16 protein-coding genes are annotated in these 18,429 nt (G+C 37.9%); 12 read left to right on the top strand and 4 right to left on the bottom strand.

The genetic code is table 11. From position 1 onward, the window contains the following. Positions 1-13 precede the first annotated feature (13 nt). From zipA to QUD79_RS09705, 3 genes are all read left to right on the top strand, one after another. Complete coding sequence (gene zipA, locus QUD79_RS09715; RefSeq protein WP_184422708.1) at positions 14-1,183, top strand: cell division protein ZipA; 1,170 nt, start codon at positions 14-16, stop codon at positions 1,181-1,183. A 79-nt stretch (positions 1,184-1,262) separates the two neighbouring features. After that, entirely contained in the window at positions 1,263-3,311 is a 2,049-nt protein-coding gene (ligA, locus tag QUD79_RS09710; protein ID WP_184422705.1) for an NAD-dependent DNA ligase LigA, read from the top strand. Continuing rightward, positions 3,311-3,634, top strand: a complete 324-nt coding sequence (locus tag QUD79_RS09705; protein WP_184422703.1) for a DUF3392 domain-containing protein — start codon at positions 3,311-3,313, stop codon at positions 3,632-3,634. Before ligA ends, QUD79_RS09705 begins: the two co-directional genes overlap by 1 nt. Here QUD79_RS09705 and QUD79_RS09700 read toward each other — a convergent pair. Together QUD79_RS09700 and QUD79_RS09695 are read right to left on the bottom strand one after the other, a co-directional pair. Next, complete coding sequence (locus QUD79_RS09700) at positions 3,631-4,335, bottom strand: Rossmann-fold NAD(P)-binding domain-containing protein (protein WP_184422701.1); 705 nt, start codon at positions 4,333-4,335, stop codon at positions 3,631-3,633. The two genes, QUD79_RS09705 and QUD79_RS09700, sit on opposite strands and share 4 nt — an antisense overlap. A 1-nt stretch (position 4,336) precedes the next feature. Further along, the gene (locus tag QUD79_RS09695) at positions 4,337-4,699 is read right to left on the bottom strand and encodes a hypothetical protein (RefSeq protein ID WP_184422699.1); all 363 of its coding nucleotides are present in this window, start codon (positions 4,697-4,699) and stop codon (positions 4,337-4,339) included. Positions 4,700-4,805: 106 nt separating this feature from the next. Between QUD79_RS09695 and QUD79_RS09690 the strand changes: the two genes are divergently transcribed. Then, positions 4,806-5,432, top strand: a complete 627-nt coding sequence (locus QUD79_RS09690) for a hypothetical protein (protein ID WP_184422697.1) — start codon at positions 4,806-4,808, stop codon at positions 5,430-5,432. Positions 5,433-5,445: 13 nt separating this feature from the next. Here QUD79_RS09690 and QUD79_RS09685 read toward each other — a convergent pair whose 3' ends face one another. Beyond that, a complete protein-coding gene (locus tag QUD79_RS09685; RefSeq protein ID WP_184422695.1) occupies positions 5,446-5,583 on the bottom strand; it encodes a hypothetical protein in 138 nt (45 codons plus the stop codon). Between the two features lie 709 nt (positions 5,584-6,292). Here QUD79_RS09685 and QUD79_RS09680 point away from each other — a divergent pair. Together QUD79_RS09680 and QUD79_RS09675 are read left to right on the top strand one after the other, a co-directional pair. Next, positions 6,293-8,221 carry a methyl-accepting chemotaxis protein gene (locus QUD79_RS09680; RefSeq protein WP_281401794.1) on the top strand — a complete coding sequence of 643 codons (1,929 nt, stop codon included), beginning with the start codon at positions 6,293-6,295 and terminating at the stop codon, positions 8,219-8,221. A gap of 194 nt (positions 8,222-8,415) precedes the next feature. After that, positions 8,416-9,210: a M48 family metallopeptidase gene (locus QUD79_RS09675; protein WP_286287883.1), complete on the top strand. Its 795-nt coding sequence runs from the start codon at positions 8,416-8,418 to the stop codon at positions 9,208-9,210. A gap of 11 nt (positions 9,211-9,221) precedes the next feature. Here the strand turns inward: QUD79_RS09675 and QUD79_RS09670 are convergent, their stop codons facing one another. Then, positions 9,222-10,577 (bottom strand): Na+/H+ antiporter NhaC family protein, encoded by a 1,356-nt coding sequence (locus QUD79_RS09670; RefSeq protein WP_184422691.1) that lies wholly within the window; start codon positions 10,575-10,577, stop codon positions 9,222-9,224. A 104-nt stretch (positions 10,578-10,681) separates the two neighbouring features. Between QUD79_RS09670 and QUD79_RS09665 the strand changes: the two genes are divergently transcribed. The 6 genes from QUD79_RS09665 (at position 10,682) to carB (ending at position 18,389) form a co-directional block, all read left to right on the top strand. Continuing rightward, on the top strand, positions 10,682-11,647 hold the full coding sequence (locus tag QUD79_RS09665) for a ketopantoate reductase family protein (RefSeq protein ID WP_184422689.1): 966 nt from the start codon (positions 10,682-10,684) through the stop codon (positions 11,645-11,647). 106 nt (positions 11,648-11,753) lie between these two features. After that, the gene (gene bamJ / locus QUD79_RS09660; protein WP_184422686.1) at positions 11,754-12,377 is read left to right on the top strand and encodes a BamJ family beta-barrel-assembly machinery protein; all 624 of its coding nucleotides are present in this window, start codon (positions 11,754-11,756) and stop codon (positions 12,375-12,377) included. Positions 12,378-12,459: 82 nt separating this feature from the next. Continuing rightward, complete coding sequence (locus QUD79_RS09655) at positions 12,460-12,948, top strand: DUF6841 family protein (RefSeq protein ID WP_184422684.1); 489 nt, start codon at positions 12,460-12,462, stop codon at positions 12,946-12,948. Position 12,949: 1 nt separating this feature from the next. After that, positions 12,950-13,756 (top strand): 4-hydroxy-tetrahydrodipicolinate reductase, encoded by an 807-nt coding sequence (gene dapB, locus QUD79_RS09650; RefSeq protein ID WP_184422682.1) that lies wholly within the window; start codon positions 12,950-12,952, stop codon positions 13,754-13,756. A gap of 240 nt (positions 13,757-13,996) precedes the next feature. Further along, a complete protein-coding gene (gene carA / locus QUD79_RS09645) occupies positions 13,997-15,142 on the top strand; it encodes a glutamine-hydrolyzing carbamoyl-phosphate synthase small subunit (protein WP_184422680.1) in 1,146 nt (381 codons plus the stop codon). A gap of 28 nt (positions 15,143-15,170) precedes the next feature. Next, positions 15,171-18,389 (top strand): carbamoyl-phosphate synthase large subunit, encoded by a 3,219-nt coding sequence (gene carB / locus QUD79_RS09640; protein ID WP_184422670.1) that lies wholly within the window; start codon positions 15,171-15,173, stop codon positions 18,387-18,389. Positions 18,390-18,429: the final 40 nt, after the last annotated feature.

Genomic DNA, 18,429 nt, shown 5'->3' with positions numbered 1-18,429 from the left:
CATAGGCTAGGTAATGGAAGATAATTTCAGAAACGTATTAATTATTCTTAGTGCTGTCATCATAGCAGCTATTTTTATTCATGGATTTTGGACCATTAGAAAGAACAAAAATCCTTATAAGCTCAAAGCAAAAGTGGCAAAGGGTGAAAAGTTTGAGTCAGCCGAGCGTGGTTTTGATGGTGCAGGTTTTGATCAAGATGGCATAGGTCGTGTGCGTGTTGTTGGTGAAACCGTATTAAATCAAAATGAAATACCACAAGAAGCAGCACCAGCACCTACTTATGATGAAGAGCCTCTTCCGCAAGACATAGAAAAACGTTCACATAATAAACCAACACTCGAACCAACATTGGGTGACTTATCAGATATTACGGGGACTCCTCCACAAAATACGCCTCCGCCAGCTCAAATGCATACTGAATCGTGCAATGTCGAAGAAATATCTTTATCAACGGCCTCAATGCAAAGAGATAATGTATCGACACATTCAGTGCTTGATGAAAAAGTTCAAGATCATGTACAAGCTGCTAAGCCTGTTTATCAAGCGCCTGTTTCACAACCCAAGCAAACAACAATTAGAAATGAAGAGCCAAAAAAACGGTCAGAGCGCAAAGCTGCAATTAAGCGTAATCAAATGGAAATAAACTTTGGTGATGAATTGCCTGTAGAGCCAAATAATGAACCGGTACCAAGTGTATCTACAACTGATAATGCTGATCTTAACGCACAGAGAAAAGCAAACGTTGAAATTACGCCAGAAGTGATCGTTGTTTCTGTTGTTATGAATGAAGACAACACAATAAGCGGTGCCGCTTTACTACCTGCTTTATTAACATTAGGGTTGCGATATGGTGATATGGATATATTTCATCGCCATCAAGATAATGCCGGTAATGGTAAGGTTACTTTTAGTTTAGCTAATATGATGAATCCAGGTACATTTAACTTAGATGAAATAGAGAGCTTTACTACACAAGGCATTAGCTTATTCATGACACTGCCTAATGCCGGGGATCCATTTGAAGTATTTGAACAAATGATGTCTGCAGCAAAACAGCTCGCAATGGAATTTAACGGACAATTGCTTGATGATAAGCGCAGTGTTATGACTAAACAAACTGAACAACATTACACGAGTAAGATCCGAGAGTTTGAACGTAAAAGCCGAATTGCACAGGCGTAACTACAACTCCCTTATAAAGCGTGAGTTATTTTGAGATAACTTACGCCTTACACTACTAATTAAAAGCTAAAATACACTTATGTCTGAAACTTCAAGCCAAGATCGCATTATTCAACTTCATCAACTGCTTAATCAATATAACCACCAATATTACGTACTGGATCAGCCAACAGTGCCAGATGCAGAATATGATAGGTTAATGAGGGAGCTAATCGCGCTTGAAAATAAATACCCTAAACTGAAATCAATCGATTCACCTTCGCAACGTGTTGGCGGTGAAGCGTTAAAGGTGTTTTCGCAAGTCACTCATCAACTGCCAATGTTATCACTTGATAATGTGTTTTCAGCACAAGAATGGCAGTCGTTCGTTACTCGTATTTCAGATCGACTTGGTACTAGCAATAATATTGAGTTTTGTGCTGAGCCTAAACTTGATGGACTTGCAGTAAGCCTTCGTTATGAACAAGGTGTTTTTGTGCAGGCAGCCACTCGCGGTGATGGTAGCGTTGGAGAAAACATAACAGAAAATGTGCGAACAATTAAGTCAATACCTCTTAGACTTTCAGGTGAAGATTACCCTGAAGTGATTGAAGTTCGCGGCGAAGTTTTTATGCCTAAAGCGAGTTTTGAAAAACTTAATGCTACCGCAATCGCTAAAAATGAAAAAACTTTTGCAAATCCCCGCAATGCAGCAGCGGGTAGTTTACGACAGTTAGACTCTAAAATTACTGCAAAGCGTAATTTAGCTTTTTATGCTTATGGCTTAGGTTATGTAGAACATCAACAAAGCACTGAAAAAGCACAGCAATGGTTAGCAAAATCGCACTACCAACGCTTATGCCAATTAAAAACACTCGGCTTTGCGATGTGTCCTGAAGTTAAGCTGCTAAAAAGTACGGAGCAGGTCGATAGCTTTTATCGAGATATTTTAGCTAAACGTGATCAGCTTTCATACGAAATAGATGGCACCGTATTTAAAGTAGATAGTATTGAACAGCAAAAACGGTTGGGCTTTGTTGCTAGGGCACCTCGATGGGCTACTGCTTATAAATTTCCAGCACAAGAAGAGTTAACTTTGCTACAAGGTGTTGAGTTTCAAGTTGGGCGTACAGGAGCAATAACACCTGTTGCTCGTTTGCAGCCTGTATCCGTTGGAGGTGTTACTGTTAGTAATGCAACTTTGCATAATCAAGATGAAATTACCCGACTAGGAATAAAAGTCGGAGATACCGTTATTATTCGTCGTGCAGGTGATGTTATCCCCCAAATAGTGAGTGTCGTTCTTGAAAGACGACCAGAAGATGCTAAAGAGATTACTTTCCCTACAGAATGTCCCGTTTGTCAATCATCAGCTATTAAAGTTGAAGGTGAAGCTGTGCTGCGTTGTAGTGGTGGTCTGTTTTGCGGTGCACAGAGAAAAGAAGCGATAAAGCACTTTTCGTCACGTAAAGCACTCGATATTGACGGTTTGGGTGATAAACTTGTTGAACAGATGGTTGATGAAGGTTTAATACAGACACCAGCTGATTTATTCAGCTTAACAGAGTTAAGCATTAGCACTATGGAACGTATGGGGCAAAAATCAGCAAGTAATTTAATTAACGCTATCGAAAAGTCAAAAGAAACTACATTAGCTAAGTTTATTTATGCGCTAGGTATTCGAGAAGTGGGGGAAGCAACGGCAAATAATTTAGCCACACACTTTTTAACATTAGCTAAAATAAAGTCTGCTAATGAAGATGAATTACAAAAAGTGAGTGATGTTGGGGTAATTGTTGCTAAAAATATTTATAACTTCTTTAAACAACCTCACAATATAGAAGTAGTTGAGCAGCTTGAAAGTATTCTGACATGGCCTGAAATAAATAATAAATCAGCGGATGAACAACCTTTATTAGGCAAAACCTTTGTACTAACTGGCACATTAAACCAGATGGGGCGAAATGATGCCAAAGCAAAATTACAAACGTTAGGGGCAAAAGTGTCGGGGAGTGTTTCAGCTAATACCCATTACCTAGTTGCAGGCGAGAAAGCAGGATCTAAATTAACCAAAGCACAAGACCTTGGTATTAACATTATGACCGAAGACGATTTAGTCGCCTTATTAGCCAATCATGGGGTCAGCTAATGAGTGAATGGTTAATTGAGTTAGGGCAAGGGTTCCGTCAGTACCAATATCAAACAGCGTTGGCAATTATTGCAACGCTATTGGTGATTTTTGGTAACGATATTAATAATGCCCTGCGACAACTAGTAAGGAATCAACATTTTATTGTGCGAAGCTTAATTTTTGTTGTGGTGTGTGCTTTTGGTTACGGCTTATTAACGGTTTACTTAACCAGTTTGTTAAATCAGCAGCTAAATAAAATTCCGAGTTTGTATATTGTACCTAGTGTTATAAGTATATTTTTATTGTTAGGAATGTACGCTCAAAAACAACGCCATATTTAATGTTTTTTACTTAAATGATGCAAAGTTTGGTTGTTAATAAACATAACCTTATCGCTTGTTTGCCTTTGTGCAAGCACTATCATCCCTTTAGCTAACTGTTGTGCAGAGATCGGCTTAAAGCGTTTCATAAAACCATACCAAACAAAACTTAACAACTGACTTATTTGAGCGCTAAATGATTCTGCAGTTCGCTTTTCTTGCCGCTCACCTGTTAGCAGACTAGGCTGACAAAATAATACTTGCGTCTGGTTTGAAGCGCAAACTTCTATTACTTTGTTTTGCATTTCACCCTTACACTTATTATAAAAAAACCAAGAATTACTATTGGCACCTAAAGCGCTAACTACAATTAACTTACTGCTATTACCACTTGCTAATTGCGCACATTTTTTTACAAGATCGATATCTATCGCTTTGAAGTTTTCCTTAGTTTTCGCTTTGCGAAGGGTTGTGCCTAAGCAGCAAAATACCACATCACATTGAAACAAGTATTCAAATATTTGGATATTATTAAAGTCGATAATATGTTGATAAATATTATCGGCAGTTAGTGTTGGAAGCTTTTGTCGAAGCAGTAAGTGTATTTCTGTATTTGTTTGATCTACAGACAGCTCTTTAAGTAATGCTTGGCCAGTTAAACCACTAGCACCAATAATTAATACTTTTTTTAATGGGGTGAATTCTGCTACCAATGCTGTCATATTATATAACCCATAATGCGTAGATAAAGAGGAGTAATGGCAGAGGTAACAATAGTGCAAAAAGTAGCGCCTCACACCATTCAATTATTCGGTAAAATCGATGTAAACTATTATTTTGATTTATGTTTGAAGGTAATCGATGAAAAAAGAAGATAAAGGCAGAAATCACTAAAGACTGTAAAGCTAAAAACAATAAAAATAATGTTATAAATAGTAAAGACAATGGTGCTTTTGAGTGCAGTTGCTGTTGCAGCACAAAAGATAAAATAAAGGAGCAAATGCCCCAAATTAAAATTCGCCAGCGAAAATCAAATAAGGTGATAGCAAGGTTATTAAATAACTCAGGCGTAATAATAAATTTCATAAGTACAATGTATGTCTTTAGTAATAAAATGCATAATAACACACAAACATGCTATAGCTTTGGCAACATTTGCTGTTTTAAATCACTAGAAAGGAACTATATTAAATTGAAATTTACATTTTTTTACATGGGTATAATGTTCGGGTTGTGTGTATTACCACTCGAAGCTTTACTTGCTAAAAGCATAACACCAACTTTTGCCGAGTCTGTCATGAATACCTCAAAAAACCCTAAAATACTGCCACATCAAGCAAAAGCCCTTAAGCAAATTGTTCCTAGCGATAGCCTATCTAAAACGATAGAAATATCAGTAGTTGAATTAACTGATAATCAAGGTTTAGTTTATCTTGGCGGAGTTGTTAATAAAGCCACAGTAGCTATTTATTTAGCACAATTAAAAAACGTATTAAATGACGAGTTTGTTCATTATCGTCAAAATCAAATGTTAAGAGATCATGGTAAACTACATTTAACCTTAATCAACCCTTATGAATATCAAAATATTAATAAGGAACAGCTAGTGTTAGATCAACGCTTTACTGTGAACTTGCACGGTCTTGGGCGAGTAGAGAAAGATAAAAGCGCAACTTATTTTGTTGTGGCTAGCTCTGAACAGGGTCAACGTTTTAGGCAAGGATTTCTATTAAAGCAAAAAGATTTTCATATTACTTTAGGTTTTAAACCTTCGGATATCTATAGTGAAAGCAAAGACATAAATACCTTAATAAAGTGATAAAACGGACTGTTTAACCTAGCGTACATTGAGTAATACCAGTTTCATTAATTAAGTGATCTATTTTATACGCAGTAAAAACAGCCAAATACAAGGCGTTTATTTTCATAACTAGTTGTTCAGGGCAATTATGCTCCAGCATTGCCCACATAAGCTACATCCTTGTAGCGATAATTATAAAATAAATAACGCAGTAGTTGACTGTTTTAGCCAGTAGAAATGATCACATAGTTAGTGAGATTGGTATAGTATCAATAATGACTGTAAATACGCTTAATTATTAAGGCTATGCTGTAGAAGTAAGTGCTATTTACTAATCTTAACTAATGTTTACAAATTCAAAAAATTATTGAATTAATACGATTAATTCACTGCAGTCTAGTGTGTTATTTATACAGTTTGTAGCGATTTTAATACAGGTTAGTCACTATTTTACTCTCTAGTTATACTTTTTATGTGTTTTATCGTACTTAAAATCATTTTTGTCGTATGTTTACTGAATAGAGTGAAATTATAACGTATTGTTAAAAAAGAATTTAGTTGCACTGCATGTAACTGGACAGCCTAGTAATTACAAGTATTAGCTGGGTGGCTTTTTACAATTGTTATTGAAAGTAATTTAACGCCATAATACTATTTTCAACTTGCTAGTTGCGAATTTAGCTTACTAAGCTATTAACGCTCAGCCTAATAATAATAAATAACGCTTTTTATATTGATAACAGCGTTAAACAGCGGAGAATTAAGATGCGCTTTTTTAAACAAGCAACCATTAGACAGAAGCTACTCATCAGTATAGGCGGAGCAGTAGCAATACTTCTACTCTTAACGTCGCTCTTAGTTGTTAATCATTTAAAAAATTGACTCAAAATGAGGTCAATAATAATGTTGCATCGTTAATGCAACAAGAAGCTCAGGGTGTCAGTAGTTTTTTTGTGCAGTACGCTCAGGTTGCTCGAACATTTCTAGAAACACCTTACTTTATTGAGTGGTTTGAAAAATATCCAAGTCGAGGGGCAAACTTACAGCAAATTGAAGGTTATAACGCCGTTAATAATAGTTTGGTCACTGTGAGTAGCCGTGATCCTAATATTCTTTCAGCGTTTTTCGCTTTAAATCGTACAGGAGAGTACTTTAAAGAGAATGGCCGTACCGGTGTTGATACCTCAGGGGCTGATGCTGGTGTTGTTGATAAAGGTTATTTTGCCACTAAGCGCCCTTGGTATAACGCTGCTTTAAAGAAAAATCGTTATTTTGTAAACTCTCCGTCTGCAGATTTAAATACAGGCATTATTTCAACTGTTGTGCAAAGTCCAATTTATACCTCTGACGGAAGTTTATTAGGAATAGGTGGGATTGATTTACACATCAATAAAGTAGGGGATAAAATTGAAACTATACGCTATCAAGGCCAAGGTCTGCCGGTTTTATTAGATGAACAAGGCAATATTGTTCACTTTTCTAGTCAAGCGGGTTTGGCGTACGTGCCGAATGATCCGTTAACAAATTTTGATAATGCGAGCGATGGTAACAAAGGGTTTGCAGAGCTTGCTGAAGCGGCAAAGTCTAACCAAGCACAACGTATAGAAGTTCACCTAAATGGCGACGTTTATTACGCCTATACACAACCTGTTAGTTTAGAATTCCCTCAGATGAATTGGTTAGTGGCATTGTTAGTACCGGTTGAATTAATCGATGGGCCGGTACAAAGCGCGGTAAATTGGGCTGTGGCATTAACTGTTATTATTTTAGCCATTATTTTACTTGTTGTATGGTTAATGACTGCAATGATCATTCAGCCACTACAGCAACTAATAAATCGCATGCGCGACATCGCTAGCGGTAATGGTGACCTAACTCAAGAAATACATATAGACAGCCAAGACGAAGTAGGCGCTCTAGCTCAATACTTTAACCAGTTTACAGCTAAGCTTCGACATTTGTTTTTACAAATATCAGAGCAAGCGCATTCTGTTAATAATAGCAGTGAAACATTATCAAGTATTACCGAGTCAACCAACGAAGAAATTCAACAAGGGAATGTTCAATTAGAGAATGTATCTTCGGCAGTACATGAAATGACAGCCACTACTCAAGAAATTAGTAATAATGCTGCTCATGCAAGTAGTGCAGCTAATGATGCTGAAGAACACGCTTTGCATGGTCAAAAGTTATCAGTAGATGGGTTAAACGATATGCAGTTGCTCGCTGATAATATGGAACAAGCACTTTCTGTTGTAGTGGGTTTGGCAAAGGAGTCAGAGAATATAGGCGCTGTTGTTGATGTGATTAAAGCAATTGCAGACCAAACCAATTTTCTTGCACTGAATGCTGCAATAGAAGCGGCTCGTGCTGGTGAACAAGGGCGAGGCTTTGCGGTAGTTGCAGATGAAGTGCGATCTTTAGCTGCTAGAACTCAAGATAGTACTAAAGATATTCGAGACATGGTTGAAAAATTACAACTTATCGCGCGTGAAGCTGAAGCGAGCATGCAAAAAGGGCAAGCACAAACACAAACTAGTACTGAACGTGCTCAAACTATGCAAAATGCATTAGCTGATATTAGTACCGCAATTAACAATGTGAAGCAGCAAAATAACCAAATAGCTTCAGCGACAGGGCAGCAAACGACTACTACTGAAGAAATTAGCCATAATTTAATTTCAATTACCGAATTAATGAATCGTTCAGCAACACAAGCGGAAGAGTTAGCTAATGAAGCATCTACATTGAATAGTGCAGCTCAAGGGCTTAATACTGTTGTAGCTGAGTTCAAAATAAAGCAATAATTCATCAACCAGTCTTCGTCTTAAGTAAAGTGGCATCAGTCTTTTAAATTGCAACCGTTGATTTAATAGACTTTTGCCCTTATTTTTATAAGTACGAAACTTATTGCTTTGATACTTTAGTCATGTTTAATCTTAATTGTACATAAGCTATCAAACTACTCTCTCTAAGACATATAAGCTTTAAAGGATGCCTTGTGAAAATTAAACTATTATGTTGTTTGGCTGTATTAACACTTTCTGCATGCACAAAGTCGTCAACTGGTCGCAATCAAATTATGCTTTTCTCTGACAACGAGCTCAATAAAATGGGCGCACAGTCTTTTGATGAAATGAAGCAAAGTCAGAAAATATCGCAAGATACTTTACTGAATAACTATGTGTATTGTGTTGCGGATAAAATTACCGCTAATGTTCCAGCCGATGTACACAAAGGGGCTTGGGAAGTTATCGTTTTTGATTCTAAACAGGTGAATGCATTTGCTCTACCTGGCGGTAAAATTGGTGTTTATACGGGTATTTTGAATGTTGCTGAAAATCAACATCAATTAGCCGCAATTATTGGTCATGAAGTTGGGCATGTTATTGAACATCACTCGAATGAACGAATGTCGGCAAATTTTGCAAGTCAGATTGCAGTATCGAGTGCACAGGTTTTATTAGCCGCCAATAATGTTGAGAATAAAGGCTTATGGATGGCAGGTTTAGGCTTGGGTGTACAATATGGTTTGATTATGCCTTATAGCCGTTCACATGAAAGTGAAGCTGATATTATTGGACAAAACCTTATGGCTAAATCAGGCTTTTTACCTAAAGGAGCTATTACTCTGTGGGAAAATATGGCGAAAGTAAGTAAAGGTGCACCGCCTGAATTTCTGTCTACTCACCCATCAAATTCAACTAGAATTTCTGACTTAACGCGTAACTTACCTAAGGCTCAACAATATTATTCGTCTAGCAATACGCCAAATTGTGTTAAGCCTAACAAGTAGGCGTTTGATTTTTATATCATGGCTTTTTTAGGTTTTTTTGTTAATCGCCAGAATGTAAATGAAGCAACGAAAAGTAGGATCATCGGGTAAAAAGCACTTACCACTACTTCTACAGGTGATAACCCTAATGTAGCGCCAAGTAACAAAGCTTGCGCGCCATAGGGTAATAAACCTTGGTTAATACAAGCAAAAATATCAAGTAAACTTGCTGATTGAGCGGGTGTTATGTCACCATCGGTTGCTAAATCTTTAGCAGTATCACCAGTAATAATAATTGAAACAGTATTGTTAGCAGTAAAAAAGTTACAGCTAAAAGCAAGGGCGGCTATGCCTATTCCAGAGGCACGTTTATTGTTGTTAGGGCTAAGCTTTTTAGCTAGTCGTTTTACCAGATCTGTAAGTGCTGCAAGACCTCCTTGACGCCGTGCTAATTCACTTAAACCACCAATAAATAATGCAAGAATAAATATGTCCTGCATATTAGCAAAGCCTTGGTTAATATCATTCACCCAAGCACCTAATTGATAACCGTTCGCTAGCATACCAATAAAAGCGGCAAGTATAATACCAACAATTAATACCACAAATACATTCACTCCCATAAGCGCCAATACTAATATTGTAACGTATGGGATCAAGCCAACCACGGATACATCAGCGCTTAATTGGTGAGGAATGCTAGTGCCAATCAACCCATAAATTACAATACAAATAAGTGCTGCAGGAATAGCAAATTTGAAGTTAACTTTAAATTTATCCTTCATTTGCGCACCTTGACTGCGGGTAGAGGCAATGGTGGTGTCTGAAATAAACGATAAGTTATCGCCAAATATAGCGCCAGAAATTATACAGCCTGCAACTATACTTGCATCTAAATTCGCACTTTCGATAAAGCCCAAAGCAATAGGGGCAATTGCTGCAATGGTACCCATTGAGGTGCCCATCGCCGTTGATAAAAATGCAGCCACAATAAATAAGCCAGGTAAAAGTAAATAATCTGGAAAAATAGACAAGCCAAGTTGAACACTCGCATCAACGCTACCAGTAGCCTTAGCAACCGTAGCAAATGCCCCTGCCAATAAATAGATAATACACATGGTTATAATGTTTTGATGACCAGCACCTTCAATGAACTGCGCAACCTTGTCATTTAAACTTTCTTTACCTAAATATATTGCGAACAATACCGCAGGAATTATCGCAATACTGGCGGGTAATTGATAAAAGGCAAACTCTTCACCTTGTAATGTTAAAACAATGCCAGTACCTAAGAATAAAAGCAGAAAAAGTACAAACGGAAGTAAACTGGTTAAACGTTTTTCAATAAGAGGGGTAATTGCGATATTTTCAGCGTCTTCACTAGCCATTAAGGGTCTCATCTTGGTATTGTTATTTTTAGACAGCAGACTATAACAAAAAATTTAATTGATCGGCTAATTTTGTATTAGTTGTTTGGAATTAAGGGATTCTTGTGCGTTATTTAATATTTGGAACCGGTGCTATTGGTGGTTATTTTGGTGGTCGTTTACTTCAACATAAAACGCATCAACAGGTAGATTTTATTGCTAGGGGAAAACAACTGTCAGCAATTAAGAGTAATGGACTTGCGCTGAAAAGTATTAATGGCAATACATTATTAAGTACTATTAACGTTAGTGAAAAAATAAACGACAACATACAGTACGATGTTATTTTTATCGCTGTTAAGTCATATCAGCTAAAACAGGCTGTTGCAGAAATTATACGTGCATGCGGTAAAAAGACAGTGGTTATTCCGTTACTTAATGGTATAGATATTGACAATAAGTTAATTGCCTATGGTTTAACGTCGAAGCAAATTGTTAATGGTTTTGCCAATATTATTTGTAACGTAAATGATTACGGTATAATTGAACATATTGGTGGTGATCCTCATATTACGCTTGGTGTTAAAAAAGGTCTTCACAATCAACAAGCGATTAATCGGTTGACTCCTATCATTGAAAACGTTGCACAAGATTTAAAACGTGCACAAGTCAATGTGAGTATTAAAGACGATATAAGCGATGCTGTTTGGGCAAAATATTTGTTTGTTTCTCCTTGGGCTGCTATCTCTAGTTTAGTAGAGCAACCGTTAAGTCAAATTAGATCAAATCCCCAATGTTATTTACTTTTACAACAGTTGTTAGATGAATATGTATTAATTGCTAAAGCCGATGGTGTTACTGTAGCGCCACGTTTGCTTGAAAATATTAAGAAAGGACTTGAACACTTGCCCCCTGAAAGTACAACATCTATGCAAAACGATGTAGAGCAAGGTAGAGCAACTGAGTTTGACACTTTAGTTGCTAGTGCCTTTCACTTGTCGGAAAAACATAAACTCAGTAGCCCGATTTTAACTTGGTGTTATAGCTGTTTGGCGGTAAAAGTAAACGCGGGTTACAATAATTATAAATAATTCCTAAATTAAACAGTAAAACGTTTGTTTCACCCTACAGAATAGCTGAACTTTATGTTACTATTTCGCGAATTTTTTATCGCAAACTCAAACAAAAGTGAATTACATGTCTGAAAATACATTCGAAACTATTGAACAACGCGTAAGTTACGGCGTAGGTCGCCAACTAGGTGACCAATTACGTAATAACCCTTTTAAAGACTTTGACGTATCAGCAGTACAAGCTGGCCTAGCAGATGCTATTGCAAATGTTGCTAGTCAAGTTTCAGACGAAGATTTAAATGAAGCTTTTTCTGTTGTTTCTCAGAAGCTTCAAGAATTAGAACAAGCAGCAGCTAAAGAAAAATCAGCTGAAGGCGAAGCTTTCCTTGCAGAAAATGCAAAACGTGATGAAGTTACTGTAACTGAATCAGGTTTACAATATGAAGTACTAGCAACGGGTGAAGGTGCAACTCCTACTGCGCAAAGCACAGTACGTACGCATTACCACGGTACTTTCATTAACGGCGATGTATTTGATAGCTCTTATGATCGCGGTCAACCAGCCGAATTCCCTGTTGGTGGTGTTATTGCTGGTTGGACTGAAGCATTACAATTAATGACTGAAGGTTCAAAGTGGCGTTTATACGTACCTTATAACTTAGCTTACGGTGAGCGCGGTTCACAAGGTGCTATTCCTCCTTATGCAACCTTAGTATTTGACGTTGAGCTATTAGCCGTCGTCAGCTAATTGTTGAATATATTTGAAGCCCTCTATTGAGGGCTTTTTTATACGCGGATGTATTTGTTTTAACACAATATCGATTCTAGTAGTGAAACCTAATGAGATATTACAAGTGAACATTGAAGAGAAGTTAGCGGTGTTTTTTCAGGGTTATATTACCTGCTTTAAAGATTATGATATCGATAACCTTAAAAAATATTATCAATTACCTTGTACCTTAAGTACGCCAGACAAGTTAATACTAGTTCAATCTACTGAAGCGTTTATGCAAGAGTTCTCTGAAATATTCATGCAGTTAAAGAATGCTAATACCAATGACTTCAATTTTAGCCAAATTACCTATACCGAGGTTAATAATGCGCTAACTGTAGTAGGTGGGCAATGGACTTTTATAAATGACCAACAAGAGGTGTTTGCAGCATTTTTTGCTTGTTATCATATACTCGCAGAAAACAACAGCTTTAAAATAGTCAATGTAATGTCACATGAAGTTGAAAACAGCGTAACTTTTGCTGAAAAGCTAACGTTATCCGAAGAACAGAATAATCCGTTAAATTTGAACAAGAGTAACCAATAACATGAAAGTAAAAGTAGCAATACTCGGTTGCAGTGGCCGCATGGGGCGCAACTTAATACAAGCGGCACATGAGCATGAATCAATTGAACTCGTTGGAGGTAGTGTGCGAAATACCTCCTCGTTTGCTGGTTTTGACCTGGGCGAACTTGCTGGTATTGGTGGTATTGGAATAAAAGCGGTAACAGATAATGAGCAATTAACTGATGCTGATGTGTTTATTGACTTTACCTCAATAGAAACTACGCTTGAAAATTTAATTTGGTGCCAAACACATAATAAGGCGTTAGTTATTGGCACAACAGGTTTTAACGATGAACAGGTTGCTACGATAGAAAGTGCGGGTAAAAAAATGCCGGTACTATTAGCGCCTAATACTAGTGTTGGGGTTAATTTACTCTTTAAGTTATTGGAAATAACTGCAAAAGCAATTGGCGAGCATACCGATATAGAAATTTTTGAGGCTCATCATCGATTCAAAAAAGATGCTCCTTCGGGTACTGCGGTTAAAATGGGACAGGTAATTGCTGATACCCTTGGTAGAGACCTTGCAACATGTGCTGTTTATGGCCGAGAGGGTATAACGGATGAACGAGATAAAGACACCATTGGCTTTGCAACAGTTCGAGCTGGCGATATTGTTGGCGAGCACACTGCATTTTTTGCAGATATTGGTGAACGGTTAGAAATAACACATAAGGCCAGTTCGCGTATGACTTTTGCTTTAGGCGCAATGCGGGCAGCATTTTGGTTAAATAATGCGCCCAATGGATACTACGATATGCAAGACGTACTAGGGTTAAAAAACTAGTACTGGAAATATAACAAAATTACTTTTTATCAGCTTTTTTTAAGGTTGATATTACAACGCTTTTTACATTTTATACTAGACGAAAGAGCCGCTTTAGCGTAGAATAAGTGGATTTTGTCAAAAATTTACCAAGTGGTTGTTTTTGGCATTTTTTATGCGCTTTTATCGAAAGCTTTTGTACTGGGTGGGGGGGTTAGTTGTTCCTTTACTTTGTTTCTTTCTTCTTTACCGGAGGTTAAATTGACTAAATCTGCCATTTTAGTGCTTGAAGACGGCACTGTATTTAAGGGCACCGCTATTGGTGCAGAAGGGGCGGCTGTTGGTGAGGTAGTGTTTAATACTGCCATGACAGGTTACCAAGAAATTCTTACAGATCCTTCTTATGCAGAACAAATAGTAACCCTTACTTATCCTCATATAGGTAATACAGGAACAAACAGTGAAGACGAAGAATCGTCAACTGTTTGGGCAAAAGGTTTAGTTATTCGTGATTTACCTTTATTAGCAAGTAACTTTCGCAATGAACAAAGTTTAAGTGATTATTTAAAAAGTAAGAATATCTTAGGAATTGCAGATATTGATACGCGTAAATTAACACGAATATTGAGCGAAAAGGGCAGTCAAAACGGTTGTATTTTGGCCGGAAAAGCACTTGAAGGTACAAGTGATGATGAAACGGCAGCATTAGGACAAGCAAAAGCGTTTCCTGGCTTAAAAGGAATGGATCTAGCTAAAGTTGTATCAACGAAAGAAAGCTATCAGTGGACTGAAGGTAGTTGGGAGCTTGGTAAAGGCCATGTAACACCTACAACGTCTGAGTTTCATGTGGTCGCCTATGATTTTGGTGCCAAACGTAATATTTTACGTATGTTAGTTGACCGTGGTTGTAAGTTAACGGTAGTGCCAGCTCAAACTTCAGCAGCAGAAGTATTAGCCATGAATCCTGATGGTATATTTTTATCAAATGGCCCAGGTGACCCTGAACCATGCGACTATGCTATAAATGCAATTAAAGAATTTTTAACTACAGAGATACCTGTTTTTGGTATTTGTTTGGGCCATCAATTACTCGGTTTAGCCAGTGGCGCTAAAACAGTGAAAATGAAGTTTGGTCATCATGGTGCTAACCACCCAGTCAAAGACTTTGATCGTAATGTTGTGATGATTACTTCACAAAACCATGGTTTTGCAGTAGATGAAACTGATTTGCCGAATAATTTAAAGGTTACGCATAAATCATTATTTGATGGTTCACTTCAAGGTATTCACCGCACTGATAAGCCTGCATTTAGTTTTCAAGGCCACCCAGAAGCAAGTCCAGGTCCACATGATGCAGCGCCATTGTTTGACCATTTCATTGATTTAATAAAAGCCGCAAAAGCTTAAGCACTAGATAAGAGAGAGAATTGAAAAAATGCCAAAACGTTCCGATTTAAAAAGTATCTTGATCTTAGGCGCCGGCCCAATCGTTATTGGTCAAGCTTGTGAGTTTGATTATTCGGGTGCACAAGCCTGTAAAGCATTACGCGAAGAAGGTTATCGAGTTATATTAGTTAACTCAAACCCCGCAACAATTATGACTGACCCTGAAATGGCCGATGCAACGTATATTGAGCCAATTCACTGGGAAGTTGTACGTAAAATTATAGAAAAAGAACGCCCTTGTGCTGTATTGCCAACAATGGGTGGTCAAACTGCATTGAACTGTGCTTTAGAACTTGAAGCTAAAGGCGTTTTAAAAGAGTTTAATGTGGAAATGATTGGCGCAACGGCTGATGCAATCGATAAAGCTGAAAACCGTGAGCGTTTCGACCAAGCAATGAAAAATATTGGGCTTGAATGTCCACGAGCAGAAATTGTACACACTATTGAAGAAGCGCACGCTGCAAGTAAAAGTTTAGGCTTTCCATGTATCATCCGACCATCTTTTACAATGGGTGGCTCTGGTGGTGGTATTGCATACAACATTGAAGAATTTGATGAAATTTGCACACGCGGTTTAGATCTTTCTCCAACTTCAGAGTTATTGATTGATGAATCATTAATCGGTTGGAAAGAATACGAAATGGAAGTTGTTCGTGATAAAAATGACAACTGTATTATCATTTGTTCAATTGAGAACTTCGACCCTATGGGGATTCATACGGGAGACTCTATCACTGTTGCTCCTGCACAAACACTGACCGATAAAGAATATCAAATGATGCGTAATGCATCGATTGCCGTATTGCGTGAAATAGGTGTTGAAACGGGTGGTTCAAATGTTCAGTTTGGTATTTGCCCGAATACAGGCCGTATGGTTATTATCGAAATGAACCCACGAGTGTCACGTTCTTCAGCTTTAGCATCAAAAGCAACGGGTTTCCCTATTGCTAAAATTGCAGCAAAGCTTGCTGTAGGTTATACACTCGATGAATTAAGCAATGATATTACTGGTGGTGCTACTCCTGCATCGTTTGAACCAACTATTGATTATGTAGTTACAAAAATCCCACGTTTTAACTTTGAAAAATTTGCCGGTTCAGAGGATCGCTTAACGACACAAATGAAATCTGTTGGTGAAGTGATGGCTATTGGTCGTAATCAACAAGAATCTATGCAAAAAGCGTTACGTGGTTTAGAAGTTGGCGTGAATGGTTTCGACCCTAAAGTTGATGTGACTAAACCAGGTGCTAAAACAACCATTATGCATGAGTTACAAGAAGCTGGTGCAGAGCGTATTTGGTATGTAGCTGATGCGTTTCGATTAGGTTTAACACTTGATGATGTATTTAATGCAACCAAAATTGACCGTTGGTTTTTAGTACAAATTGAAGACTTGGTTAAAGAAGAAAAAACGGTTTCCGATGGCGGTATGGCAAGTTTAACCCCTGATTACCTCAGACAATTAAAGCGTAAAGGTTTTTCTGACGCACGTTTAGCCGATGTTATTGGTGTATCTGAGACTGAAATTCGTAAAAAACGCCATAATGCTGAAATTTTTCCTGTATTTAAACGTGTTGATACTTGTGCGGCAGAATTTAGTTCTGATACGGCTTATATGTACTCAACTTACGATGAAGAGTGTGAAGCTAACCCCACTGCAAACGATAAAATAATGATCTTAGGTGGCGGTCCAAACCGTATTGGCCAAGGGATTGAATTTGATTATTGTTGTGTACATGCCGCGTTAGCATTACGTGAAGATGGCTATGAAACCATCATGGTTAACTGTAATCCAGAAACTGTGTCAACAGATTACGATACCTCTGATCGTTTATATTTTGAATCAATTACCTTTGAAGACGTACTTGAAATTGTCCGAATTGAGAAGCCTAAGGGTGTTATTGTGCAATACGGTGGTCAAACACCTCTTAAGTTAGCGCGTGCTCTAGAAGCGGCTGGCGTACCGATTATAGGTACATCACCAGACGCTATTGATCGTGCAGAAGACAGAGAGCGTTTTCAACAAGCAGTAGAGCGTTTAGGTTTATTACAACCAGAAAATGCCACGGTAACTTCGTTAGATGAAGCGATGGCAAAAGCCGAAGCTATTGGTTTTCCATTGGTAGTACGACCCTCTTATGTACTTGGCGGTCGCGCAATGGAAATTGTATATGATTTGGAAGACTTACGTCGTTACATGACAGAAGCTGTTAGTGTATCGAATGACTCACCAGTATTACTTGATCACTTCTTAGATGATGCTATTGAAGTAGACATCGATGTTGTTTGTGACGGTACTGATGTAGTTGTTGGTGGCATAATGCAACATATCGAGCAAGCAGGTGTTCACTCTGGTGACTCTGCGTGCTCATTACCCGCTTATAGCTTGAGCCAAAGTGTACAAGATGTTATACGTCAGCAAGTAACAGACTTAGCGTTTGAGCTAGGAGTTGTAGGTTTGATGAATACACAAATGGCAGTGAAAGATGGCAAAGTGTATTTAATAGAAGTGAACCCAAGAGCAGCGCGTACAGTTCCGTTTGTTTCAAAAGCAACAGGTGTTCAATTAGCTAAAGTTGGGGCACGCGTAATGGCAGGAAAAACGTTAGCTGAACTTGGTATTACTAAAGAAATTATTCCTCCTTATTTCTCAGTTAAAGAAGTGGTTATTCCTTTTAATAAGTTTCATGGAAGTGACCCGCTGGTTGGCCCTGAAATGCGCTCTACTGGTGAAGTAATGGGAGTAGGTAAAACATTCGAAGAAGCTTATGCTAAAGCGAGTTTAGGTGCTGGCGTATCTGTACCTAAGTCAGGTAGGGCACTTATTTCTGTTCGAAATAGCGATAAAGTACGAGTGCTAGAGCTAGCTAAGAAAATGGTTGCATTAGGGTACGAACTTGATGCTACTCATGGTACTGAAATTATTTTACGCGAAGGCGGTGTGCCAGTACGTAGAGTAAATAAGGTACATGAAGGGCGACCACACATTCTTGATAGAATTAAAAATAGTGAATATAGTTACATTATAAACACTACCGAAGGTCGCAAAGCTATTGAAGACTCAAAAGTGTTAAGAGGTGGAGCATTACGTTATAAAGTTGCTTACACTACCACTATGAACGGCGCATTTGCTGTTTGCCAAGCGCATTCAGCTGATGATAGAAATACAGTAACCTCTATTCAAGAGCTTCACAAACTATGTAGTTAAGTTACAATAGAGTATTTAGATCAACACACTCTATGCATAA

The organism is Thalassotalea piscium, from assembly GCF_030295935.1.
Taxonomy (GTDB): domain Bacteria; phylum Pseudomonadota; class Gammaproteobacteria; order Enterobacterales; family Alteromonadaceae; genus Thalassotalea_B; species Thalassotalea_B piscium.
Note: the sequence above shows the minus strand (reverse complement) of the source record. Positions and strands in the feature narration are given on the sequence as shown.